Origin of the sequence: Alteromonas sp. MmMcT2-2 (genome assembly GCF_022348305.1) — a bacterium.
GTDB classification, from domain to species: domain Bacteria; phylum Pseudomonadota; class Gammaproteobacteria; order Enterobacterales; family Alteromonadaceae; genus Alteromonas; species Alteromonas macleodii.
In genome coordinates this window covers 127,963-152,784 of sequence record NZ_JAKRFA010000003.1, presented here as the reverse complement: position 1 = coordinate 152,784, position 24,822 = coordinate 127,963, and the positions used below count along the sequence as shown (strand labels likewise).

The window sequence follows — 24,822 nt, the reverse complement described above, 5'->3', positions numbered from 1 at the left end:
AGAAGACTAGTAGACCGCTAGTTAAGGCTTACCCCAGCAGCACTTCTATCGCTTCCTTTAATTTCTTCGCACTTTCTCACAATTGACAATTGTTACAACATAACATTACACTCACAGACAGTTAATTACCCTAAAAATTTAGGAACCCTATGAAAAAGCTCCTTATTTCAGCCACGATATCTTCTATACTTTTGGCAACAGGCTGCACCGAACAGGTGTCAACAATGAATAAGACTGCTACAACGCAGACTGACTCAGTAAAAGCAGAGCAGACGAACCCTTTATTTATGGCAAGTTCACTGACTTACGGCGCGCCGCAATTTGATTTGATAAAGGACGAGCATTTCATTCCTGCATTTGAAAAAGGAATGGAACAGCACTTACAAGAAGTAGAAAAAATAGCGTCTAACCCTGACGCTCCCACCTTCGACAATACGTTGCTAGCGCTTGAAAAAAGCGGAAGTTTACTCGCCAGAACTAGCCGAGTATTTTTCAACTTAGTAGGAACAGATAGCTCGCCTGAACGCAGAGAAATCCAAAAAATTCTAGCGCCAAAGCTGGCGGCTCACAGCGATACCATTAATTTAAATAGTGCGCTTTTTAAGCGTATTGAAACACTATACAACCAGCGCGACGAGTTGGAGTTAGATACTGAATCAACCCGACTACTCGAAGTGTATTACTCTGATTTTGTTCGCGCTGGCGCTAAACTCAATGAATCAGATAAACAGAAGATACGTGAAATAAACGAAGAACATTCAACCTTAACCACGCAGTTTTCTCAAAACCTACTGGCAGAGTCATCTGAAATTGCGGTGGTAGTGAATGACGTAGAGCAGCTGTCAGGGATGTCAGAGCGCCAAATAAAGGCCGCATCAGATGCTGCTAAAGCTGCTGATAAAGAAGGCAAGTATCTTCTAAGTATCACGAACACTACTCGTCAACCTGTCCTTACTTCACTAGAAAATAGAGCACTTCGCCAGCAAGTGTGGGAAGCATCAGCATACCGAAACCAATCTGGGGAATACGACAACACCAAAATTATTAGCCGATTGGCAGGACTGCGCGCACAAAAAGCAGCATTGCTTGGATTTGATAGCTGGGCGGCCTACAGCCTAGACAAACAAATGGCCGGTTCGCCAAGCGCTGTATACGACATGCTAGGCAGTATGGTGCCCGCTGTACTTAAAAACGTTGAAAAAGAAGCCGCTGACATTAAAGCAATGATTGAAGCGGAAGGTAATAACTTCGAACTAAAACCTTGGGATTGGGCTTTCTACGCAGAAAAGGTAAGACAAGCTAAATACGAGCTAGATGAAAACGAGGTGAAACAATACTTCGAATTTAATCGCGTGCTTGAAGATGGCGTATTTTTCACTATGAATAAATTGTACGGAGTGCGCTTCAAGCCCCGTCCAGATTTGCCGGTTTACCACCCTGATGTAAAGGCTTACGAGCTGTTTGATATAAATGGTGACAGTTTAGCGATTTTTTATGCCGACTACTTTTCTCGCAAAGGTAAACGCGGTGGAGCTTGGATGAGTTCGTTCGTAGGACAGTCGAAATTGCTCTCGCAAAAGCCTGTTGTGGTTAATGTAATGAACATAAACAAAGCGCCTGATGGCGAGCCTACATTAGTCAGTTACGATCATGTGACTACCATGTTCCATGAAATGGGTCACGGACTTCACGGCATGCTGTCAGACGTAAATTACCCAACGTTGGCCGGTACATCTGTCTCGCGAGACTATGTAGAGTTCCCTTCTACCTTCGAAGAAGACTGGGCAGCCCACCCTGAAGTTATTGCAAACTATGCCAAGCACTATGAAACTGGAGAGCCTATTCCAGACGCTCTGCTGGAAAAGGTGATTCGTTCACGTACATTCAATATGGGTTATGACACATTGGAATATATGTCTGCGGCACTGCTTGATATGGAGTGGCATTCTATCTCTGCCGAGCAGGCGCCTGAAGATGTCCAAGCCTTTGAAGCCCAAGCTCTCGATAAACATAATGTTGGCTTGTCTTATGTACCACCTCGTTATAAGTCAGCATTCTTTGCACATTCAATGGGTGGCGGCTATTCCGCTGGCTACTATGCCTATATGTGGAGTGAAATTTTAGCTGCTGATGCCTTTGCTTATATGCAAGAACTCGGCGGATTAAAGTTAGAAAACGGTATGAAATATAGAAAGGAAATCTTATCTACCGGCAATTCTCGTCCCCCGATGGAGTCTTATAAAGCATTCCGAGGAAAAGCGCCAACAACAGATGCTCTGCTTATTCGCAGAGGGCTTAAAACCAAAATTGACTAACAGGAGGCCTCATGAATTCACCGGTAATACCGTCTAACTTCGTTGAATGGCCAAACTGTATTGTCCGCGATTGTGGCATAACGTTAGACAAAGCGTTTTTAGAATAACGGATAGCGGCGCTTTCGAACATGAAGGATCAGCATACAAAACAATTCCTGCGTTTGTATGGCGAGACACACTATAATCAGGTTTTTGGCTGGTTTCATCGAGTCTTAGTGGAGCTGAAATGAGTAAAACGTTGACTAAAGAATCGCTTCTTGCCGCCAGTGAAGACGACTATATGAACGATGAGCAGCTTGAATTTTTTCAGGCATTGCTCAACGATTTAAAACAGCAAACCATGGTTCATATTGAAGAGATGAAGGCAGAGAGCAGCATTATTACTCACAAAGAAAGTAATGATACTTTCTGTGCCTGAGAGTTTTTGAGTGAATATTTAAGTGAAAATTTGAGTGTGCGGTTAACAAGGCGCACACTCGTCTTTTGGCAAGAATGGACTGAATGCGTCTCAGCTTTTTATTATTTTATTGAAAGCCGAGAGTTATCCGTTTTGGCAACAGTATCGAACCTCCAGTTAAACCAAAACAGTGACCGTGGTGTTGTGTGGCAACTTATCTGAATAAGTGTATTCACCTTCAACTCTGATTTAAATAGCTAAGCTGATTCCAGTTCATAACACTGCTGTTTAAGCCAACGACCTAATTTCATAATATCAGGTTGCCTAGCTCGTGTTTCCTTATAGACAAAATAGAAGTTATCTCCGGTAATAAGCTCGTGCATAGGTATGCGCACAAGACTTTGCTGGCGATCCTGATCATCCATCATGTAATTATTAATGAGGGTAATTCCCAAATTATATCGAGCCGCTTCAGCGGCAAGTAAGACATGACTAAATTGATTAATTTTGACATCTTTAGGTAATTCAAATTTACCACTCATACACCAACGTAACCAGTCGTCACCAAGACTTTCATTTGTATCTGAGTATTGTACTGATAATAACGGGTGTTGCCATAATGAATCAGGTAGAGGCTTATTTCTTAACTGCTGCCAAAGCTTTTTTCCACACACTGGATAAAGTTTTTCAGTAAACATGAATTGATTGACAAAGTTACGTTCCGGTGGATTCGTTGTAATAAAACAATCCGCAAATTGGTCATTATAATCCGGTTGATCCCCGACCATATTTAAAGTTATTTCTATTTCTGGGTGCTGATATCTAAAATCTTCTAACTTCGGTATCAACCAGTTCACCGCCACAGAGCTATATAAAGCCAAACGAAGATTGCCTGATTTCCCGTGACGTATCATTTGACTGGCATTTGATAGATTTCCTAATGAGTTAGTCACTTCTTCAAAGTAACGTTCCCCGACCTTAGTCAAGGAAAAAGAACGCCCCTGTCGGTTAAACAGAGTTTCACCCAAATAGTCTTCGAGTAATCGAACTTGGTGACTAACCGCACTTTGAGTCACATTGAGGTGCTCAGCAGCTTTGGAAAAGCTATTAAGTCGCGCAACAGCTTCAAAGCATTGCAGGGCACGTAAAGGAGGCAACTTCATTATAAATTTAGCTCATACTAAAAGCATTTTAAACATTATACATCATATAAGGTATGGAATACGCTAATCATATAACCGTTTTACAAACGTAACTCTATTAATTCAGTTCCATTGACATTTTCTAGAATGTAGCAGGAGTAATGAAATGCCCAAAATAACTGTCGGACTCGCGATGACATTACTTATCATCGGAAATATAATTGGGGTTTTTTCTGACGCTTTGATAAAAACTCTGCCAGCAGATACTGCCACATACCAATTTGTATTATTTCGTCAATTGACCGCAGTGCTGATTTTACTTCCATTTTGTCTACTCAGTAATAAACAAAGCCTCTTCGCTGGCCTCAAATGGCACTTTATACGTGGCCACATTTGGTTATTAGGGGCAATATTTATGGTATTCGCTCTGGGCGCTCTGCCGTTAGCTACCGTAAATGCTATTTTCTATACAGCGCCTTTGCTTATGCTGCCGTTAGCCATGATATTGTTTCAGGAAAAGCTGACTAGCCACTCAATTGCTGCTGCTGTTTTGGGTTTTATCGGCGTACTTATCGTGGTTAAACCAACACAAATTAATTGGGCAGCGATTGCCGCCCTTGTCGTCGCATTGACTATGGCTGTAAATAATTTATTGGTTCGTAAATTACCTCAGCATCATAATGTGTTCCAAACTTTAATGCTCACCAACCTAGTAGGTATCCCAGCCGCACTTGGGTTGGCGTTATGGGAAGGCAAACCTTGGGACTGGACTCCAATGTTAACGGCAACAGGCTCCAACACTTTTATCCTAATTTATGCTGGTATATGTGTATTGGTATATAGAGCAATCGAAGCCAGTAAAATTTCCAGTGCCGAATACACTGGCTTATTAGGTGCTGTAGTTGTAGGGGTGCTGTGGTTCGATGAAATACCGGACCTGAGCTTGGCTATAGGATCTTCTTTAATTATTATTCCGCTGATTTGGTTAGCCAAGGTAGAAGCAAAGATAAAGCAAACAAGTAAAATGATATAAGTGATAAAGTTAATCTAACTTTCCAACGTGACCGCGTTTGGGAACGAGCTTTTACTTGCACTCCCAAGTGGGATAAATAATAACTAGTTAATTTTTGGAATATTATGACTGAAAATAATTTGATATTTTGTGACTATAGTAACTCTTATTTAGAAGACTGTCTTAAGCTGTTCGATCAAAACTGTCCGAAATACTTCGCTACAAACGAACGTCAGGACTATATTGCGTTTTTGCAAAAACAGCTGTTACAACTTATCGCTGCACTTCACGGTAACAATTACTTATTTAAATAAAGCTCCATCTGCACATCACATCTCGCGTAAGGCGATGGCGCCCCCTTAATATGCTTAAACCCTATCTTTTCATACAAACGTATTGCGGGCTTAAGTACCGAATTGCTCTCTAAATAAAGCCGCTTTACTCCCATCAATTTCGCCCTTTCGACAATACTTTTACCTAACAGCAGCCCTACCCCTTTGCCTTGAGCTTTGGGAGACACCGCCATTTTAGCAAGCTCAAACGTATCGTCAGCTTGTTTAATAAGTGCACAGCAGCCTATGGGTTCGCCCTTATCTAACGCGATCAATATCAAACCCGACTGATTCAAAATGTAGCCTTCAGGGTCGTCGAGCGCTTTAAAATCGGGCTCTTCCAATTCCCAATATTTACTTATCCATTCAACATTGAGCGATTTAAATGCCTCGCGATACTTTGGCGCATAATCGACTACCTTAATATCAGACGAGTCAACGTCCACTCTCGCACTTATGGGGCGATATCGAAGATGCCTTTCAACTACGCTCACCGCTTCCCACAAATCTATACCCGTTTCATCTTTTAGCTCGCGCATGGCTGCGTCTATGGCATCGCACTGCTTTTTCATTTGGGGCACCATCGCTTTCGCTTTGCTGTTTAAAGCCACCAGCGTAACCCGTGAGTCGTCGCTCGACTTGTAACTTTCAATTAGGTCGCGTGCTTTCATTTCTTTTACGATTTTACTCACCGACACGTGAGAATGATTTATCTCTTTAGCGATATTCACAACGGAATCAGCACCTTTTGACGCGAGCACATAAAATACGGGGAACCACTTTGGCTCTATCGCAAACCCAAATTTCGCATAAGTATTTTCCGCATCCTTTGACACCTGCGCGGCTAACTGACGTAAGGCAGTACCTAATGCAATATGCCCCAATTCATTAAATGACTTCACTTCACAAAACTCCGTAACCAGTTACGGATACAATTAATCGTAATTGGAAATAAGTCAAACAGATTATTTATTGAACATAAAAAATTGGGGTAGATTACATCGCCTGGCACTGGCTACACCAATAAAGGCGTCGCCCGTTATACGTCTGGCGTTTTATTGGAGTGGCGCAGACTCTACAAGGCAGCTCTTCCCTGTCGAACACCATAAACCGCGTACCTTCAAAGTTAACGCCTTTTGCTTCAAGCACTTCGCGTAGTTCTGTGTACACGGTATAGCCACCGGTTTCATAGCTGCGTTTGCATATTGCTAAGGTGTGATGTGCCAAGCTGCGCAGCTGATCATCACCTATCTGAGAAGGTTTAAGTGATGGGTGAACACCTGCAGCAAATAGAATTTCGCTGCGAAGGTAATTCCCTAGTCCTGCCATAAAGCGCTGATCCAAATATAAGCCGCTTAGCGCGCGATTGTAGAACGCTTTTGAACGTAGTCGTTCTAATACCATTTCTTCTGACACCGAATTGTTGAGTACATCGGGTCCAACTCTTTGTAAAAAAGGGTGTTCATGAATAGTTTGTGTTGGCCAAATGCTAATGTCAGACGCACTATATAAAATAGCACTGTGTGTTTCGGTATGAAGCCCTACCCTTAGCTGGCGGGTAGTACCCGGTATTTCGTTGCGTTTACAGGTATGCCACACGCCATAGAGTTGATTGTGTGAATACATAGAGAGCCCATTGCTAAAATGGGTAATTAGCGCCTTGCCACGGGTTTCCATGCGCAAGACTTTCTCGCCTTCTAGCTGTTTAACATAGGGTTTTAGCTGAGCTAGTCCAAACTCTACTTTTTCTAAGGAAGTATCTTTAATTACTGCTTCGACTTTGTCTGCAGCACGACGAATTTCGGGACCTTCAGGCATGTTGTCTCAAATACCTTTTATCTCGGTTACTGGTTACTTCGCATCATTTTCAGCTTCTTTGCAGCTGAATAATAGCGAATAAAAAAAAGGGCTGTAGCCCTTTGATGTACTTTAAACCGAAGTTTGTACATCAAAGATCAACAGACCCTTTTATTAATCAAAGTTTAGCTGAAATTGCTGTATTTAAACGCTGCGCTGATTAGCCTTTGTTTGGCACAATCAGATATTTTTCACCGGTCTTTTTAGCGTTATAAAGCGCTACATTCTCAGGCTGTAATGCCTCCTCAAGACTCAGTTCTTTGGTGTAAGACGACGCAAAGGTAGTGTTAATTTCCATCGCCACTTTTTGATATAGCTCGCCTACGCGTTTCTTATCAAGCTTGCCTAAGAAGCGCATTAGTAACCAGCCACCAATGCTCCACGTCATACCGTAAGCGCGGTTTAGAATTGTCGGAGAGAAATCTAAGCCGCCGTAGATATACACTTGTTTATTGCTGTCAGAGCCGTAAGTGTTAAATCCTTTTGCATCTTTACTGCCCGACGCTTCCATCATGGTAAGGATATCGCTAACAAGCTCACCGCCGCCAATGGCGTCAAACGCTAGGGTTGCGCCCGTGCTGTCTATGGCTTGATAAAGTTCAGCTTTGAAATTCTCGCTACTTGAGTCAAGCACAACTTTCGCGCCGATCTCTTTAAGCATATCCACCTGTTTTTGGCTGCGAACAATATTTACAAGCTCTACGCCGTGCTCTAAACAAATCTTGTTCAGCATTTGCCCAAGGTTCGATGCCGCTGCGGTATGTACTAGCGCTTTGTGGCCTTCCATACGCATGGTTTCAACCATACCTAGCGCGGTCAGTGGGTTAACGAATGACGACGCTGCTTGTTGTGGCGTTGTGCTATCTATGTGAGGTAAACATGCCTGCACGGGCACGCATGCATACTCTGTATAAGCTGCGCCAGTAAGAATAGATACGGTTTTGCCCATTAAAGCTTGTGCCTCCGGGCTATCACCCGCTTTAACAACCGTACCTGCACCTTCGTTTCCGATAGGCAACGTCTGGTCTAAACGCGACTTAATACGATTTAACAAAGGCTTATGCACCGGCGCAACCAACGCACTTTTATCTGTATCGAAGGTCGCTTTATCTAGGCTTGCTGGACCAAACATAGGCCACATGTCTGACGGGTTAATAGGAGATGCTTCCATACGCACTATCACTTCGTGCGGCTTCGGCTCTGGAACATCTACCTCTTTTAGCGATACCTGAAGCTCACCTTCTGATGTAATTAGCGTAAATAGTTGTTTAGATTTATTCATATTGACTCTCGTGCCCTAAAAATTAAACGCTGTATGTATTGTCAAGCTAACACGCCGCCACTATCAGCAGTATTTATATTTCGAATACATATGCGTTTCGATGGTTGATACACCCGATAATTTAGATGAGTTACACTGCAAAGCGTGTATCGACCTGTAATAGCGAATAAAAAATGAAAAGACATTGTATCTACCTCTTACTAGGACTAATCGGAATAAGCGATGTGGGGTTTGGTAAAGCTGCACCTTTGGTCTCAATTCCTACCCACGACGCGTTTTTTAATTCTATAAAAGCGCTCTGCGGTAAAGCGTTTCAAGGGAAGGTGAGTAAAGATAATGTAGGTAATACCTTCGGTGATGCAGAACTTGTTATGCACGTACGAAAGTGCACAGACTCAGAAATTCAGATACCTTTTCATGTGGGTGACGACGCGTCCCGCACCTGGATATTAACAAAGACTGGCGCTGGCCTTTTGTTAAAACACGACCACAGAAATAAAGACGGCAGTTTCCATTCATCTACCATGTACGGCGGGCACACGGTAGATGAAGGGTACGCCCAAGTTCAGTCATTCCCCGCAGACGCCTACTCAAAAGCATTATTTATAGAATCTGGGATAGCAGCATCCACCGATAACGAGTGGCAAATAATGATTTACTCGAACCGCTTTAGCTATCGATTGATTCGCCCTGCGCGCGAAGTACAGGTTGATTTCGATATCGATAACACAGTCTCTGTTCCCAGTACGCCATGGGGCTACAAAGACTGACTGAGGCTGAAACTGGACTCAGGTATCGTTGCGTTTATTACCACAACGCCATATAACAAGTTTCAAATTGCCTACTATATTTTGTTTCAACGTACGACTAGATAGAAATAGTTAGACTTAAATCATCAACTACATGGATAAAAAGAATGTCTTCTACCCCAAATATTTTACAACAGCTTTTTGGTTTCTCAGCGTTTCGCGAGGGGCAAAAAGAGGCGGTGGATTCTCTACTTAGTGGGCATTCAACGTTAGCAATTTTTCCCACTGGTTCGGGCAAATCTTTGTGTTACCAGTTTGTCGCTACGCAGCTACCACATTTAACTCTGGTGGTTTCTCCATTACTAGCGCTAATGAAAGATCAACTGGAATTTTTGCATAGCAAAGGCATTGCAGCAGCCAGTATCGACTCCACGCTTACGCCCAAGCAGAACAAGCAAATGATGAACGACGTGCGGTCAGGCCAGTGTAAAATTCTGATGGTGTCGGTGGAGCGTTTTAAGAACGAACATTTTCGGCAGTTCATTGAGTCTATTCCGGTAAGTATGCTAGTTGTCGATGAAGCACACTGTATCTCTGAGTGGGGCCACAACTTTCGCCCTGACTACCTAAAACTCCCCGCGTATCAGAAAGAGCTTAATATTCCTTTAGTACTTCTGCTCACAGCTACTGCCACTAAAAAAGTAAAAGAAGATATGGCAGCGCACTTTGATATTGCGCCAGCTAATATTATTCAAACAGGGTTTTATCGACCTAACTTGAACTTGCATGTTCGCCCAGTACATGAACCATATAAAAACCAAGCCTTACTTGAAGAAATTCAAAAACAGCAAGGCGCGGGTATCGTTTATGTCACGCTGCAAAATAGTGCAGAAGAAGTAGCCCGGTTCCTACAGCAACAAGGGTTTGCTGCAAAGGCTTACCACGCTGGTCTCGACAGTGATGTAAGACAAGGTATTCAGCAAGATTTTATGCACAATAAGCTTCAAGTTGTTGTGGCTACCATTGCATTTGGTATGGGCATTGATAAGTCGGATATTCGCTTTGTTGTTCATTACGACTTACCAAAGTCTATTGAAAACTACAGCCAAGAAATTGGCCGGGGTGGACGAGACGGTAAAGCGGCAAACTGCACGGTATTAGCAAACCTTGACGGTTTAGTCACCATAGAGAACTTCGTTTACGGCGACACACCAGATAAGAGCGCCATTCAACGCGTAATTGATGATATTAGCTCACAGGTCCCTGCTCACATAAATTCAGCGGCGCACAATGATTCACCTATTTACGGCGAAAACAGTGTTTACCAGTGGGAAACGCAAATTAATAGCTTATCGAGTGCCAGCAACATACGACAGCTTCCGCTTAAAACCCTGCTGGTACAGCTTGAACTCGCCAACGTTATTCGCCCTTTGTATGCCTATTTTGCTGAATATAAATTTCGCTTTATTTCAGAGAAAACCTCCATACTTGGCCTTTTCTCAGAAGAACGGGCTCGCTTTTTAGAGGCCGTATTCACTCATTCAAATATGAAAAAGGTGTGGGGCATTGTAGATTTCGACAGTATTTATCAGCATTACGGCGCAGAGCGTGCCAGGGTGGTGGCCGCACTAGAGTATTTACATGAACACAATCATATTGAGCTTGCATCACGCTTAATAACTGACGTATACCGCGTGGACTACGAAAAACTACAAAGTGCCGACTTAGCCAATAATCTGGCTCACTATTTCGCTGAAAACGAGTGCAAAGAAATAGAACGAATCGCCGCGCTGGTAGGCTTCTTCGAACTCAATACTTGCTTAAGCTATAACTTATCGGCGTATTTTGACGATTCCCAAGCGCCCAATGAATGCGGGCACTGCAGTGTATGTCAGGGAAATGTGGCTAAGCTCAGCTATTCAAATCCAATTTCCACACCGAACCCAAACCAAATTTCAGAGGCCATAGCAGCACTAAAAGCGCATTTGAGCGGAAAATCTGATGGCCCAATCACATCATCTATTTGCTGTCGTTTTCTAACTGGCATGACCATGCCTTTGTTCACTCGATTTAAAGTGAGACAAGTAAAGGGCTTTGGTTCTTGTGAAAACTGCCGATACGCTGATGTGAAAGCAATGGTAGATGCTATAAATCAGTGAACGTAGCAAATACCCTAAATCTAATTTATAGTGTTGAGTGAATCACAATTAGCAAGTGGTAAAGGAAAATATGACGCTAATTCAGGGACAAGAACATACTCCTAAGGGATCGCTAGTTGTAGTTGGCACTGGAATCAGTGTTGCGGGTCAAATGACGATAGCGACCAAAAGCCACATCGAAAATGCTGACATTGTGTACATGGGGATTATGAACAAAATTGGTGAACACGTGGTCACCAATATAAACCCGAACAGTGTGTCTTTAGACGACCTTTATCAAGAAGGGAAATCTCGCGCTGTCACCTATGACCAAATGGCCGACCGCATCGTGCAGTCAGTTGTTGAAGGTAAAAAAGTGTGCGTGGCTTTTTATGGTCACCCAGGCGTATTTGTTACGCCTTCTCATGAGGCTATTCGCAGAGTGCGGGAACTTGGTCTAGATGCGCAAATGCTCCCCGGCGTGTCTGCAGAAGACTGCTTAATTGCGGATTTGGGAATAGATCCCTCTCGCTTTGGCTGTCAATCTTATGAAGCAACTCAATTTTTGTTTCGCGATTACCGCATTGACCCTCACATGACGCAAATCATCTGGCAAATAGGTTTAGCCGGAGAAGCAACGCTGAGCGTGTTAGATGCTAATCACAGTGAATCTGGGCTTGCCATGCTGGCTGACATTCTGGCCGAGCACTACCCAGAAGATCACGAGCTGATTATTTACGAGGCAGCCACCCTGCCCCTTTGCGAGCCAAAAATACAAAAAGTGTTGCTTCGCGAATTACAGTTCGCCAAGCCAACACTAATTTCGACCCTAGTTGTACCCTCACTTGGCATGCCAGCATACCGTCAGGATCGTTTGGCAAAGCTAGGTTTAACTGAGCAGCAAGTTATTGACTTTAGATCTCCAAAAGTAAACTAAAAGGAAAAACGACATGGCAAAGAAAACAATTGTAGATTTCTTGGTTGAGCTAGACAGCAACAGCAAACTTGTGGATGCGTATAAAAAGGACCCTGTGGGCACAGCAGAAAAGTACGGTTTATCTGGTGAAGATCTTCAGCTAATTAAAGACCAAGACTGGGACGAAGTAGCCAAACGCTTTGATGATACAAGCAAAGCTACCCGCGTAATTAGCTACTAGTCGTTATCTTTTTAAGCTAGCTGAAGTAGAAAGTGAAGCGCCGTTTGAAATGCATCTTCGCTATCGTTTGTTTTACGATGGCGCTTCCTACTTTTGCGCTTTTAAAAGAACCACTTAACACCACATCATCAGTCACTACGCTAGACGAACTGAAGCAGCGAATTCAAAATAATGATGAGTCTGTAGAAACCACATTCACCGAGCTAGGCTATTTCTTCGACGCCCACCCGAACGCTTTTCAGCAAGCCCGTTTATTCAATCTAAGAGCTTATAAGCACATTCTTGAGCAAGACCTTGTCGCCGGATACGAAACTCTGTTGGAAGCCCGCAAGCTTGCAAAAAAAGGCGGCAACACCATGGCGCTGGCAGAATCTTTTCGCTTAGAAGGGCTTATTTTGGACTTGTCTGGTGAGCATGCTCGTGCACTTGAAGCGCTCAACAAATCCCTTGCTGCTTTCATTGAAGTAAATAGCGATAACGCCTTGCTTGTATATAGCGCTATGGGCAATGTGTACATGTCGCTGCAAAACTACGAAATGATGTTGCAGCTAGGTCAAAACTTCCTCGCCGCAGCCCAGCGTTTAAATGATAAAGAAAACAAAGCCATTGCTTACTTTTTCCAAGGTTACGCGCAAACGGAACTGGGGGACTATCAAGACGCTAAAATAAGCCTTCTGCTGGCAGAAGAATTGTTCAAAGAGGTGCACTATCCCTTTATTGGCATTGTTCATACCAAAATGGCTGAGCTACATATCGCCCAAGGCAATTTAACTGAAGCGCTGACCATGTTGAACCGCGCTGCGGAATCAGACCGCAAAGTTGGTTTTAAGTACAACGAAGGGTCTAGACTACTGCGCTTAGTCGACATCTACATTAAACGCAATCAAATAGACTTGGCTATTAGCGAACTTGAAGGTGGATTAAAAAAAGACGCCATAAAGAACGACAAATCAGTGGTGCTAAGCATGTTGGAAAAGCTCATTTCACTCCTTGAATCAACCAACAATTTTGAAGCCGCGTTAGAATATTCAAAGCTATACACGAAAACATATGAAGAAAGTTTTAATGAACAGCAATCAAGATTGTTAGCCCTTAACCGCGTGCGACTTTCTATTTCCGAAAAAGAAGAAACCATCAAGCTTCTAGAGAAAGACAACCAGCTAAAAGAGCAGCGTAACCTTATACAGAAAAAGCAAAACACGTTTCAGCTGTATTTCATCGGTTTTGTGATCCTTTCATTAGGCTTAGTCGTTGGCCTATGGCTTAGAACTCGTCAACAACGTAAGGCGCTCGATGCACTTACTCAAGACCTTCAGAAAGCAACAAAAGCAAAATCTGACTTTCTTGCACGCATGAGTCACGAAATTCGCACGCCGCTTAATGCCATTATCGGCCTGACCAAGCTTTCGCAGCGGGCTGCAGAAGATAAAGATCAACAAACGAACCTTATTCAGATTGAAGGCGCGTCGCAAACCCTACTAAGCATAATTAACGACATACTCGACTTCTCGAAAATAGAAGCGGGCAAGCTTGATATTGAATCGACGCAATTCAATTTAGACGCGCTAGTAAACCAAACCATTAGATTGCATTTAGGGCGCGCTGAGGAAAAGCACATAGAGCTTATTCAGCATATATCACGTGACGTACCATTAAACCTCATCGGCGACCCGTTACGCATACAGCAAATTCTAAGCAATTTAGTCAGTAACGCTCTTAAGTTTACCGAGGACGGACTTATTTCGGTAAGCGTTAGATGCACGCATAATGTAGAAGATATTCAGCTTGAATTTGAAGTTAAAGACACAGGGATTGGGCTAAACAGCACGCAAAAGGCATTGCTATTTCAACCATTTAACCAAGGTGATGAGTCTATATCTCGTCGATACGGCGGCACCGGCCTAGGATTAGCAATATGTAAGCAGTTAGTCACATTAATGGGCGGAGAGATTTGGGTTGAGAGCCAGCTTGGAAAAGGCGCAAGCTTTCATTTTACCGTAACCGTTAAACAGGATGCTTCCCAACAAATTGTATCGCCGTCTAAGCAACTTTCGTTACTTAAGGTGCTTATTGCTGATGACATTGGCGTGTCGCGTGACGCTATTATCGAGTCGCTATCAGTGGCTAACATTAAAGCAGATGTTGCGACCGGCGGTAAAGAAGCCGTAGCCAAAATGCGTGCTGCTGTGGGAAACAGTGCGCCTTACGACGTACTTATTTTAGATTGGAATATGCCTGACATTGATGGATTGGAAGTTGCAGCCATCATGAAACAGGAGTTTTCAATTAAGCCACCGAAGGTGATAATGCTGTATGCATTCGAGTCGCCTCATATGCGAGAGCAGGCTAACCAACTAGGTATTCGAACCTTCATTAAAAAGCCTTTTAGCACCAGTGAGCTTGTAGATAAGCTACAAGAGCTTTGCTTAAACGTGAACACAAGAACCCTACCAGCAGATGCTGCGCCTGTGCCTAATCTGCGCGGAACGAAGATCCTTTTCGCAGAAGACAATACGCTGAATCAAAAAGTAACCCTTGGTCTGTTAAACGACACCCACGCGAATATTGAAGTGGTTAGCAACGGCTTTGAAGCCATAAAAGCCTTACGTGAAGATAACAGCTATGACGTGGTATTGATGGATATCCAAATGCCCGTTATGGACGGGTTAACAGCAGCTAAAAAAATCAGAGATGAGCTGAAGTTAACTTTGCCGATTATTGCCATGACGGCGCACGCCATGCAGCAAGACATCGACAAGAGCCTGGCAGCGGGCATGGACGGCCACATCAACAAACCGGTTGACCCAAACCGCTTCTTTGACGTGCTTGTTGAAGTGCTAAATAAAGGAAAGTCGACGGCGACCACTGAAGTAACCGGCGGGCCATCGGCAAACACAATACCGCTGAGCTTTATAGATAAATCTCAAGCCATGCAAGCAATGTTAAATGACGAGACTTTGTATAAAGAGTTACTTAACGACTTTGCAGCACTTAACAAAGAGCTAGATAACCTTCGAAAAGCCATTGATGAAAAAGACTATGCTTCTATTGTTCGTATAGCGCATATCTACATAACTGCCCTTCGGTACATTGGCGCTTACGCCTTAGCTGAGCTAGCTGCAACGATTGAGCTAACGGTAAAACGTAATGAGCATGGAAGCGTAGCTGGTTTTAGCGATCAGTTAGAAGCACTTTACACAGCATTGGTAGAGATGAATGCGAAAGTTGAGGGAATGGTGAAGTAAAACCTTTCAGGCTGGGATAAGAGAAATTAAGAAAAACAATGCCCGCACAATAAATGCAGGCACAATTAAATAAACTGAAAATAAACATTGAGCCAACCGCTCCCGATTATTACTCGTCTGACTCTTGCGAGGCATACTCATTTTTCATAAGCCACGCATACGCCGTTGTAAAAGCGGTTTCTTGAAACTGTTTTAAACCCGTGTCAGAAAATGGCACTGCAAGCGGATTTCTACGTAGTGATTCTTTAATATCCGTTGGGCTAAATACTACAACTTGAAGCCCTTCAATCAATTCAATGGCAGCCTCTAGCTTGAAGCCAATTGCACTACCTGCAAATTTACCTTTGCTTTGACGCTGACGAATTATCACTGCATCAATTTTGTAGTCTTCTACAAGTTTAGCGAAGGTGCTTTGGAAGCTCTTTAGGCCCTTCGCACTGGTATCGGCAAGCGTTAAACGGCGCGTACGGCAATCTGGCAAATGAAACAAGCCGTCAGCTAGCGACACCAAACTAACAATTGCTTCATTACCTTTTAAATCTACACCACAAACTTTCATATGTATTCCTAATTACGTTTGTCCGGCATTATAACGTGTTTCACAGCATTTGAGTCATTCAGTAGGTAAGCTTCAACCTCTTAACAGATGTTTTAGCTTAGTACCGACTGAATTGTGTCTTTTGACAAGGGCTTTACGAAATGCTGATCGAACCCTGCCGCTTGGGAGTCCTCTACATATTTCTCTGAGCCCCACCCGCTTTGAGAATAAAACTTAACATTTTCTGATTCCGGCAAGGCTTTAAGCATTTTTACTAACTGATAGCCGTCTATGTCTGGCATGCCGATATCAAGAAATACAGAGTGAGGTTTAAAGGTTTTAAATGCATCAACAGCTTCTTTCGGAGAAGTAATGCCTAAGGCAGTCACACCCATAGACTCTGCCAGCAGACAATAAGCGTCAATGAGATCAGCATTGTCGTCAACGAACATGACTTTACTTCTGCTTTGTATAACAGGGTCCAGTTTTTGATTTTCAGATTGCTCGTAGGCTGTTTTAGAAATAGGCAACCTGACTTCAAAGGTACTTCCTCGATCAACACCTTCGCTCATCACAGACACTTCACCATGATGTAACGCAACAAGCTTACTCACTAAAGTTAACCCTATACCAAGACCGCCTTTAGTGTGAGTAGAGTGCGCTTCGATTTGGGTAAACATATTGAAAACATCTTTTAGCCTATCCTCGGGTATTCCCATGCCATTATCTTTAACAGCAACAACAATCATGACCCCGTCTTTTCTGATCTCTACGACTATCTTTCCTGATTCTTTCGTATACTTAGTTGCATTGTGAATGATATTAGAAAAGATTTGGCTTAAACGTGCTTTATCTCCGTATACTGTCACATCTTCTTCAAGACAGTTAACCGTTATATCATGCTTCTTCGCTTTTACTTGTTGCTCAACAATTTCAAGAGAGTCTGAAAGCACGTCTTGAATTTTCAATCTTTCAAATTCAAGTTTAACTTTCCCTCGCGTGATGCGAGACACGTCCATCAAATCATTGATAAGTTTAGACATATATTCAGCTTGACGATTAATGATAGCTGTCACTCTTTTTCGCGTTTTTTCATCATCAACCGTTTCTAGAATACTTGCCCCAGACATAATAGGCCCTAACGGATTTCGAAGTTCATGGGCCAATGTAGCGAGAAATTCATTTCTGTAATTATCTTGTTTTTCAAGCTCTTGAATACTGATATGCATGCGCTCTTGCACATCAAGCGCGTAAACAAGAAACATTCTATTTAACCGGTTTGCGGTGTCGACGTCCGTCTTATCAAACGCTGTTGAGCGCCCTTTAATTGTACGGGTATGAATAGTGAAAGATGAACGGGGCTTAAGACGCTCTGCTTTTGGTGCATCTTCCGATTTCTCATCTTTAGCGCCTATCCACTTTTGATTTCGATGGGTTTCCTTCCTGAACCAAGCAGTAAAATACTGCTTCTTTTCAAACAGTGGGATGATCATAATACCCGCAATACCATGTTCTCTGGCTTCAGGGTAATCGTGATAAAGGGAATCGTTAGTGTAAGGAAAGCCGCCTTCACTACTTGCTTTAGAAAAAATGTCTTTGATGACTTCTACCGGTAAAGTAGAACCGAGGGTAATAGTCTCGTACTGTGAATAATAAACAAACCCTGAGCTATTAAGCGCGTCTAAAAAAGCGCGTTCACCGCTCTTGACTACACGGCTAATAGGATTTGCTGGACCGATTCTATCCAACATCGCATCAACCGCTTTATCAGTAACATGCTTTTTGCGTTTCGCAATTTCTTCTTCTTTCGCTAACAAATGCCAGCTGAACAGTTGACTTAAATTCTCACATTGCAGTCGTACATTTTGTGGAATATAACAAGCCTCGCGATGGTGGCAGGAAATAAGCCCATACAACTCTCCATCCGTTACTAACGAAATGGAAAATGAAGCACGTAAACCTTGATTTCTGATGTATTGAAGATGAATAGGTGAAAATGTGCGCAACAACGAACGAGTGAGGTCTAGTCGCTCTCTTTCCGATTCTTCGACAGACGGAATCAACCGAGATGCAGGTAACTCTGTGTCGGGAGTAAGCCTCACCCAATTCGTCTTATACAGCTCTCTGGCTTGTTTTGGTATATCCGACGCGGGAAAATACAAGTCTTGATAAGATTCCATGTCTTCAGACTTGGCTTCCGCTATTACCTTCCCTGAGTAGTCCTTATTAAATTTATAAAGCACTACCCTGTCCATGTTAGTCAGATACCTGATGGTTGATACCATCTCTTGAGCCATCTCTTTCAACGATGTCATCTCTTTGAAGCGTGGAGCGATAGACATTGAATAGAGCTTAACAAATTGCTCTGCACTGTAGGTGTCTCTAAATTCAGTTGCTGGCTCAAGCTCAACCACATAGTGACAACCTGAATCATAGACTACGGCTAAATAATCTATTGCCGCACCTTCCTTTAAAAGCGAAGCTTTAAGATGCAGTTTAATAGGCAGTCTTATCTTACTCTTAGAAACTCTATCAAACGTTTCCTCTAGGAAGGCGCGCTCGTCTGTATCAGAAGAGAGTATATCTAAAAAACCTTTACCTATGATCTCGTCGGCAAATATCGTGTTGCAGTTCTCACTAACAATCGAAACCTCTAAATCTTCGTAGTTGAACGCGATGAGAAAACCATAACTTTGGACACTTTCGGGAATATGTATAGGTTCATCTTCACAACGTTCAAAGTTAAAGTTCTGAGTCGATTGAGTCATAGAGTTCCTAAGGTTTCTATCAGTTAAGTAGCGCTGGCTATAATCCGCAACGTATCATATCGGCATATAGATTTGTAATGCTCTGTATGCGGTTTGGGTTAATTTAATGTTCGCTTACCGGCAATTTCAAAACACCAAAAAAACCGTGTTCAAGCAACCACTGTTCCTCTTTACGCAGTTTTAAAACTCTACTCATCATTCAAAAAATCGAGCTTTATCAGCCTTCCGCCTTCTTTATCTTCAAGCACATAGATATTGCCCTTATTGTCTTGCTCAACCTCGCGTACTCGCTTACCCCATTCGTAGCGCTCTGCTTCTTCAACCTTCCAGTTGCCTTCATCGTCTTTATTAAATGCAACACGGACCAGCGCTTTTGAAGACAAACCGCCTATAAAACCATTTCCCTTCCAGTCGCTAAACTTATCGCCTTTGTAAATGATAAAACCGGCAGGGCTTATTGCAGGCACCCACGCCAATTCAGGCGACTTAAAGATGGGGTAGTCTTCGTGGTTAGGAATTTTCACGCCTGAGTAATGGTCGCCCTGAGACACCGCTGGGTAACCATAGTTGCGACCTCGTTCAATAATATTAAGTTCGTCGCCATGGCGTGGCCCCATTTCATGAGCCCATAAATTACCTTTCTCATCAAAATCGATGCCTAGCGGATTGCGGTGCCCTAACGTCCAGATTTGTTCTGTTACATTGCCTTGACCATAAAACGGATTATCTTCAGGCACGCTACCGTCGTCGTTTAAGCGCAGCACCTTACCTAAGTTCATCGCCATATTTTGTGCTGGCGTGAATTTCTGGCGCTCGCCCGAGGTGATAAATAAATGGCCATCAGGTGAAAACGCCATGCGGTGAGAGTAATGCCCATTCCCCGTCACCTTCGGCGACTGACGCCAAATTAGCTCTCTATCAGACAGCTTCGCACCACTATCAGATAAGGTAAGCGTGGCTCGCTCTATCACCGCACCGCTGAACGCATCGTCTTTTTCATCTCGTTCAATGTACGAAATATAAATGGTGTTATTCGACGCAAAGTCAGGGTGAATAATGACATCACCTAAACCGCCTTGCCCGCGCGCAGTAACACTTGGCACATTACTAACAGCAAAACGCTTCTGCTGGTTTTCATCAAGTAGCCATAGAGTGCCAGCTTTTTCCGTTACCAAGCTGTGCCCGTCTGGCAAAAATGTCATGGCCCAAGGGTTATCGAAGGACGCCTGAACATTACCCGTTACAGTAGTGCCCTTACTGCCCTTCATTTCAATTTGTTCAGATGTGTTCGACTGAGCAAAGGAAAAAAAAGAGGTGGCAAAAAGCGTAACCAATAGTGCGGCTTTCCGACGCTTGCTGGTTTTGTGCGTGCTTGTTGTTTGCATTAAGTTCTAGCCTTTTTGAGGGTTTGCGTACTGCTGGTTGCACGTTAAGACGTTAATTGCACGTAAACGGGCGGCGCAAAGGGTTTCAGTTAGCATTGGTTACGTAGATTTAATTAAACAAGTTTATATTGTCGACTTGGTTTCGCTATTCGTATTTGTGAGTCGTGCTCGCTTTTCCTAAACTTTCTTTAATGCAGCCACACTTTACTTAAGTACCGCATATGTTATTTTCCAAGAAGTTTTAGTAACGAAGTTAAGGAGGTGATCATATGTCTAGAGTTAAGGTATTTGAACAGGCAGCTATGAGTGAGGGTCGTTCTAGCTAACCCCTTTTACGCAATTGCTCTATAAGGCTGCCTAGTCAGCCCAGCTCGGAAAGCCGCATCACGTTGCTGATTGCGGCTTTTTTACTGCCTTTACAGAATTTAAGTACACAGGGCTAAATTTCTCGTTAGTCGCGCGTCAACACGTGGAAACCTTTCTAATATTCATAAAAGCACATCAAAAAGATGGTAAATTGGTCAAATCGTAGAAGCCGCGCTTAAAAACTACGTAAATTAAACGCTGTTACCTTTCCAAATAGAGTCACAAAATAAAAGTAGGTTTAACGCGAGACTAGGTGACGAGCGTTGAGGTTTTACCAAGGAGTAAAAAGTTGTTCAGGGTTGGACTATTCATTTTAATAACATTAGTGAAATTTGCTCATGCAAATTCGAGTGGCAGCATTGAGCAAAATAATGTTCTAGCGTTTCACGCAGACAATGCATTTCTTACTGAAAGGGTAAATCTGCAAGGCAATCCCTATTCGACCTCTGTCGATACGGTACAAATGCTAGTGAATGAAATAGGGTATACAGATCCCGTGCTTCATGTTCCACTTGTGCGTTCTTTTGCGTATATGCAGCATGGCGAAAACATTTGCGTACTTAATAAAATAAAAGCACCTGAACGCGAAAAAAATCACCTTTACTCACTACCGCTTAGCTTTTTCCAGACACAGCGTTTTTACCAACTGGCTTCACTGCCACCAATAGAAAAGGAATTTTTAGATGAAAAAGGCCGAATACTGAGCATATCTCGCGTATTAGAAGCCTTTCCAGACTCTTTTATTGTGTTACCAGAAGAATACTCATTCGGTGAAAGGATAGACGACGATCTAAAGCAAGTTAATCGAGAGCAAATCCTTCGTATAGCAAATAATATTTATTACTCTCGCTTTATGGAAATGTTTTCAAAAGGAAAGTCTGATTTTGCACTCATTTTTCCAGCAACTTTATACAGAAGTTTTGGAGAGAACATGCCTATTAAAGTGCGCAGTTACTCTATTGCAGATAACCCTGACTATGTATCAGGCCACGTTATCTGCCCCAATACGTCTCAGGGCGCAAAGCACATAGAGCGTATAAACGCTGCAATAAAACGCATCTATTTAACACCTGAGTTTATTAATGCTCATACGCGCTATTTGCCCGCTCAGGACAAACAAAACTTGCGAACTATCATCGAGCAATCTATTGAAAAGTTAATGCTTGCCAATTAATGACTTGGTTATTTTTATCAAGCTTGGGCTCCTAACACAGCTCAGATTTACTCAATGCTAGCGCCCTACCTTATTTATTGGTTATTTAGATTTCTTTAACAGTGACATCGACCGTTGTTAATTCTCCACTGTTACTCAATACAGTAACTTTAGCGTTACCGACGCTTTCTGCCTGCAACGTTATGGAATCTTTATTGGCGCTAGTACAAGTAACTGTTAGTACCGCAGGAGTAGACGAGCTGCATTTTGCTATTTCATCACCTTTATAAAGTATGATCTCACGTGAATAGAGTGTTTTGTTCGCATTAATAGATTTATTAGCCGCCAAATTCGCTTTAGGAACTTCTACTTCTATCTCTGACTCAGCCATAGCGAACTGCGCATATTTTCCCATGGCTTTCTCTAAATCTTCAACTTTAGGAATAGTGCCCAAAAGAGCGTCTCGCATAACTTTAAGAGATGCTACGGTACTGACAAACAGAACGGCGCCCTGAGGTGTTAAAGTTGAGCTAGGTATGAGTGCATTCGAACTACTTGTTGCTTGGGCTCTTGCTTGAATATACGCTGCATCTGCAGATTCTATCATTTCGAGAGTTTGGGCATAAGCTTTTGCTTTTTCACCAGCGCTGATGATGTCTGCAATATCAGGAGATAAAGCACTTAATCCTGCTAACGATGTGACAACATCAGGGTGAACACCTGTCGATGCTGAGAAGGCAGAAGCTAAAGCTGCTGTTACTACTTGAAATGTCGAGAAAGACTCTTCTCCAACTCGTCCCTGTTTTACTTTTTTCCTTAACGTATCCTTTAAATACTGAACATACCTGAACACTTTTTGATCATCGATGGTATATTTGACTTCAAACTTGTTGCTATCTAACTTGTCAATTGTTCCAATGTCAAAAGCCGGCACAGCATTAACCGAAAATATATGGTTTTCAGGCCCTTTATGAATTGTTGAACAACTGAATAAAGCCGTACTCGCCATTATGAAACAACACATTCTTGATAGTTTCATTTTCTCTTCCTTGATTAGTTAATAAATAAAACATCTGAATTTTTTTGAGTTTCACCTTCACTGGGTTTATATGGGCGCTCTATTAACGGCTCACATTTGAAGGTTTGATTAGCTGTGGGCTTTTCATAATTTGCATTTGTGATTGCCCACGTTGAGGGTAGCCAATAATCTAGGTCTCCGAAGTCACCATGCATTACTGGGATATTGAACGATGTTTCAAGTGTTTCGATATCGTTAAATGATTTTAAAACCACGTTCCCCTTAACGCCATTAAAGGACTTAAGAATTGCAGGTAAAGAAGACCGCACATTTATTTCAGAGCCGAATGTTCGCTTCAAGTGATGCTCTGGTTCGTCGTGATACTTGTCTATCGATACCAATAGCGAGCCTGAAGGTGCAAACCCAAAAGCGTAAAACTCTGCAACTTCGGAAACTCTATTTAAAGTTAAGTTGAAGAAGTCAAATGAATTGTCAGATTTCATCAAGTCGGGAACAATAGAGAGAGTCTCTTCGGTACTAGCTGCAGCAGCCATGTAAACAACATTTTTTAAGACTCCTGATTCGGTCCACTCCGATTCATATTTTTCTAATAGATTGTTAATAGCAATCGTTCCCATGCTGTGACCTACCAAATTTAACTGCAGGTTCAGCGTTGGATATCTTTGTTTAAGAGCAAAGAGGCTTTCAAAAAAAGAGCCGAGCGAACTACCTATACCATCTTTAAACAACTCTAATTTTTCTTTTTGCAGGCGGTTATCCGCATCCCCTGTCGGGTCAAACATGTTTCTGGCTCTACGCTTCATTACTTTCCACGCGTTCCCAGCAATGGTTCCATTCCATGCGCTACCTAGGACGTACCTAAAAGGTGTAGCAGCTATGAACACGCCACTTTTCAACTTGTGCTGAAACGAGTTGCGATTGTATTCAGAGCGGTTTATCCGTATCACAGAGTCGCCTTTGAGAAAAATTTCTTTTACTGCAAACTCATTTGGCTGAGTTGTATCATTGCGATCGCATTGTAAGCTCGCAAACTGATTATCAGACTCTTTCCAAACATGTGATAATCCAATGCCACCTCTTGATGCAAGTCGATCTTTATCGTTTGTGAATTGATAGTAGACATTCATAGGGAATTCGCCCACTGAAGTAACAAGATCTTCTATCAAAATTATGGGAGAAGAAAAATATGACAAGCTGGGGGCAACTCTCCTTCCCTCTCTTAGTTCTAGCAAGTGCTCTTTGTAAGTATCCAAAGCTGAAGATGGCCAAGAAACAAAAACAGGGAATTGCCAATGCTGAGTGATAGGTAAGCTATTATCCCCGGCCTTTACATTTTGAAATTTAGTCTTTGGCAGTCCTTTCATAATCGAGCCAATCTGTGACTCCATCCTTTGGTCGGTGTGTTTATACTTGTTCAATCCCCCGTGAAAATACACTAGCAGTTTTATTGGGGTAGATTTCTCGACAAAAAATCTCTCAAAATTAGATGAGTTGATACTGTCACAGCCACCAGAGGGCTGCCCAACTGAGCAACGCGCTACCTCCTTCATAAACTGTCGAGCAGACTTTTTACACTCATTTTTTTGAGCATCAGATAACGAAACTGTGCCATTTTCGCATGCCAGCTCAAAAGCCCCTGTAAAAATATCGCTATATTTGTAAGCTGTTTCTTCAATAGTGAGATGCTTGCTAGCTGTATCTGCTAAACCGTTTTGAAGAGTGATTCCGTCTTCTATGAGGTAACCGTGGTTTGAAACCCGGAGAATGTGTTTTCTAGAATTATTTTTATATTTTTCTAGATCCTCTTTTGGCGTGTATGCACAGCCGCTGACCGCCAAAACCACAATAAAAAATAATAGTTGTCTTTTCATGTCAAAATCCCTTTCTGTACATTTTTTATACATAATAAAAACCAATTTGTACACTTTTTGTTCAATTTTAATTTAT

Annotated in this window: 18 protein-coding genes; 9 read left to right on the top strand and 9 right to left on the bottom strand. The window is 42.6% G+C overall.

Annotation, left to right across the window (positions count from 1 at the left end; genetic code table 11):
• The first annotated feature begins 149 nt into the window (after window positions 1-149).
• Window positions 150-2,315 (top strand): M3 family metallopeptidase, encoded by a 2,166-nt coding sequence (locus MHM99_RS03725; protein WP_168534224.1) that lies wholly within the window; start codon window positions 150-152, stop codon window positions 2,313-2,315.
• A 226-nt stretch (window positions 2,316-2,541) separates the two neighbouring features.
• Window positions 2,542-2,733, top strand: a complete 192-nt coding sequence (locus MHM99_RS03720; protein ID WP_239218196.1) for a hypothetical protein — start codon at window positions 2,542-2,544, stop codon at window positions 2,731-2,733.
• A 236-nt stretch (window positions 2,734-2,969) separates the two neighbouring features.
• Here the strand turns inward: MHM99_RS03720 and MHM99_RS03715 are convergent, their stop codons facing one another.
• Complete coding sequence (locus MHM99_RS03715; RefSeq protein ID WP_061095656.1) at window positions 2,970-3,875, bottom strand: LysR family transcriptional regulator; 906 nt, start codon at window positions 3,873-3,875, stop codon at window positions 2,970-2,972.
• 145 nt (window positions 3,876-4,020) lie between these two features.
• Between MHM99_RS03715 and MHM99_RS03710 the strand changes: the two genes are divergently transcribed.
• On the top strand, window positions 4,021-4,887 hold the full coding sequence (locus MHM99_RS03710; protein ID WP_061095657.1) for a DMT family transporter: 867 nt from the start codon (window positions 4,021-4,023) through the stop codon (window positions 4,885-4,887).
• Window positions 4,888-5,164: 277 nt separating this feature from the next.
• Here the strand turns inward: MHM99_RS03710 and MHM99_RS03705 are convergent, their stop codons facing one another.
• From MHM99_RS03705 to MHM99_RS03695, 3 genes are all read right to left on the bottom strand, one after another.
• On the bottom strand, window positions 5,165-6,100 hold the full coding sequence (locus MHM99_RS03705; RefSeq protein WP_061095659.1) for a helix-turn-helix domain-containing GNAT family N-acetyltransferase: 936 nt from the start codon (window positions 6,098-6,100) through the stop codon (window positions 5,165-5,167).
• Between the two features lie 94 nt (window positions 6,101-6,194).
• Window positions 6,195-7,016, bottom strand: a complete 822-nt coding sequence (gene nei, locus MHM99_RS03700; RefSeq protein WP_049587924.1) for an endonuclease VIII — start codon at window positions 7,014-7,016, stop codon at window positions 6,195-6,197.
• A 199-nt stretch (window positions 7,017-7,215) separates the two neighbouring features.
• On the bottom strand, window positions 7,216-8,337 hold the full coding sequence (locus tag MHM99_RS03695) for a zinc-binding dehydrogenase (RefSeq protein ID WP_239218194.1): 1,122 nt from the start codon (window positions 8,335-8,337) through the stop codon (window positions 7,216-7,218).
• 173 nt (window positions 8,338-8,510) lie between these two features.
• Between MHM99_RS03695 and MHM99_RS03690 the strand changes: the two genes are divergently transcribed.
• The 5 genes from MHM99_RS03690 (at window position 8,511) to MHM99_RS03670 (ending at window position 15,626) form a co-directional block, all read left to right on the top strand.
• Complete coding sequence (locus MHM99_RS03690) at window positions 8,511-9,107, top strand: hypothetical protein (RefSeq protein WP_049587929.1); 597 nt, start codon at window positions 8,511-8,513, stop codon at window positions 9,105-9,107.
• A 146-nt stretch (window positions 9,108-9,253) separates the two neighbouring features.
• Complete coding sequence (locus MHM99_RS03685; RefSeq protein WP_049587934.1) at window positions 9,254-11,245, top strand: ATP-dependent DNA helicase RecQ; 1,992 nt, start codon at window positions 9,254-9,256, stop codon at window positions 11,243-11,245.
• Between the two features lie 70 nt (window positions 11,246-11,315).
• Window positions 11,316-12,161 (top strand): SAM-dependent methyltransferase, encoded by an 846-nt coding sequence (locus tag MHM99_RS03680; protein ID WP_049587937.1) that lies wholly within the window; start codon window positions 11,316-11,318, stop codon window positions 12,159-12,161.
• A 13-nt stretch (window positions 12,162-12,174) separates the two neighbouring features.
• The gene (locus tag MHM99_RS03675) at window positions 12,175-12,381 is read left to right on the top strand and encodes a hypothetical protein (RefSeq protein ID WP_049587939.1); all 207 of its coding nucleotides are present in this window, start codon (window positions 12,175-12,177) and stop codon (window positions 12,379-12,381) included.
• 77 nt (window positions 12,382-12,458) lie between these two features.
• The gene (locus MHM99_RS03670; RefSeq protein ID WP_049587941.1) at window positions 12,459-15,626 is read left to right on the top strand and encodes a response regulator; all 3,168 of its coding nucleotides are present in this window, start codon (window positions 12,459-12,461) and stop codon (window positions 15,624-15,626) included.
• A gap of 109 nt (window positions 15,627-15,735) precedes the next feature.
• Here the strand turns inward: MHM99_RS03670 and MHM99_RS03665 are convergent, their stop codons facing one another.
• From MHM99_RS03665 to MHM99_RS03655, 3 genes are all read right to left on the bottom strand, one after another.
• Window positions 15,736-16,185 (bottom strand): DUF3010 family protein, encoded by a 450-nt coding sequence (locus MHM99_RS03665; protein ID WP_014950351.1) that lies wholly within the window; start codon window positions 16,183-16,185, stop codon window positions 15,736-15,738.
• A 92-nt stretch (window positions 16,186-16,277) separates the two neighbouring features.
• A complete protein-coding gene (locus MHM99_RS03660) occupies window positions 16,278-18,932 on the bottom strand; it encodes an ATP-binding protein (protein WP_014977185.1) in 2,655 nt (884 codons plus the stop codon).
• A gap of 188 nt (window positions 18,933-19,120) precedes the next feature.
• The gene (locus MHM99_RS03655) at window positions 19,121-20,317 is read right to left on the bottom strand and encodes a PQQ-dependent sugar dehydrogenase (protein WP_014977186.1); all 1,197 of its coding nucleotides are present in this window, start codon (window positions 20,315-20,317) and stop codon (window positions 19,121-19,123) included.
• Between the two features lie 655 nt (window positions 20,318-20,972).
• Here MHM99_RS03655 and MHM99_RS03650 point away from each other — a divergent pair.
• Window positions 20,973-21,857, top strand: a complete 885-nt coding sequence (locus MHM99_RS03650; protein WP_239218192.1) for a hypothetical protein — start codon at window positions 20,973-20,975, stop codon at window positions 21,855-21,857.
• Between the two features lie 85 nt (window positions 21,858-21,942).
• Here MHM99_RS03650 and MHM99_RS03645 read toward each other — a convergent pair whose 3' ends face one another.
• Together MHM99_RS03645 and MHM99_RS03640 are read right to left on the bottom strand one after the other, a co-directional pair.
• Window positions 21,943-22,875 (bottom strand): hypothetical protein, encoded by a 933-nt coding sequence (locus MHM99_RS03645; RefSeq protein WP_239218190.1) that lies wholly within the window; start codon window positions 22,873-22,875, stop codon window positions 21,943-21,945.
• A 14-nt stretch (window positions 22,876-22,889) separates the two neighbouring features.
• Window positions 22,890-24,746 (bottom strand): hypothetical protein, encoded by a 1,857-nt coding sequence (locus tag MHM99_RS03640; protein ID WP_239218189.1) that lies wholly within the window; start codon window positions 24,744-24,746, stop codon window positions 22,890-22,892.
• Window positions 24,747-24,822: the final 76 nt, after the last annotated feature.

What these genes read in the sequence shown, in the direction of transcription:
- MHM99_RS03640 (WP_239218189.1), bottom strand. Translation starts at nt 24,746, where the DNA reads ATGAAAAGACAACTATTATTTTTTATTGTGGTTTTGGCGGTCAGCGGC.
- MHM99_RS03665 (WP_014950351.1), bottom strand. Translation starts at nt 16,185, where the DNA reads ATGAAAGTTTGTGGTGTAGATTTAAAAGGTAATGAAGCAATTGTTAGT.
- MHM99_RS03720 (WP_239218196.1), top strand. Translation starts at nt 2,542, where the DNA reads ATGAGTAAAACGTTGACTAAAGAATCGCTTCTTGCCGCCAGTGAAGAC.
- MHM99_RS03670 (WP_049587941.1), top strand. Translation starts at nt 12,459, where the DNA reads ATGGCGCTTCCTACTTTTGCGCTTTTAAAAGAACCACTTAACACCACA.
- MHM99_RS03715 (WP_061095656.1), bottom strand. Translation starts at nt 3,875, where the DNA reads ATGAAGTTGCCTCCTTTACGTGCCCTGCAATGCTTTGAAGCTGTTGCG.
- MHM99_RS03725 (WP_168534224.1), top strand. Translation starts at nt 150, where the DNA reads ATGAAAAAGCTCCTTATTTCAGCCACGATATCTTCTATACTTTTGGCA.
- MHM99_RS03685 (WP_049587934.1), top strand. Translation starts at nt 9,254, where the DNA reads ATGTCTTCTACCCCAAATATTTTACAACAGCTTTTTGGTTTCTCAGCG.
- MHM99_RS03660 (WP_014977185.1), bottom strand. Translation starts at nt 18,932, where the DNA reads ATGACTCAATCGACTCAGAACTTTAACTTTGAACGTTGTGAAGATGAA.
- MHM99_RS03680 (WP_049587937.1), top strand. Translation starts at nt 11,316, where the DNA reads ATGACGCTAATTCAGGGACAAGAACATACTCCTAAGGGATCGCTAGTT.
- MHM99_RS03675 (WP_049587939.1), top strand. Translation starts at nt 12,175, where the DNA reads ATGGCAAAGAAAACAATTGTAGATTTCTTGGTTGAGCTAGACAGCAAC.
- nei (WP_049587924.1), bottom strand. Translation starts at nt 7,016, where the DNA reads ATGCCTGAAGGTCCCGAAATTCGTCGTGCTGCAGACAAAGTCGAAGCA.
- MHM99_RS03710 (WP_061095657.1), top strand. Translation starts at nt 4,021, where the DNA reads ATGCCCAAAATAACTGTCGGACTCGCGATGACATTACTTATCATCGGA.
- MHM99_RS03645 (WP_239218190.1), bottom strand. Translation starts at nt 22,875, where the DNA reads ATGAAACTATCAAGAATGTGTTGTTTCATAATGGCGAGTACGGCTTTA.
- MHM99_RS03690 (WP_049587929.1), top strand. Translation starts at nt 8,511, where the DNA reads ATGAAAAGACATTGTATCTACCTCTTACTAGGACTAATCGGAATAAGC.
- MHM99_RS03655 (WP_014977186.1), bottom strand. Translation starts at nt 20,317, where the DNA reads ATGCAAACAACAAGCACGCACAAAACCAGCAAGCGTCGGAAAGCCGCA.
- MHM99_RS03695 (WP_239218194.1), bottom strand. Translation starts at nt 8,337, where the DNA reads ATGAATAAATCTAAACAACTATTTACGCTAATTACATCAGAAGGTGAG.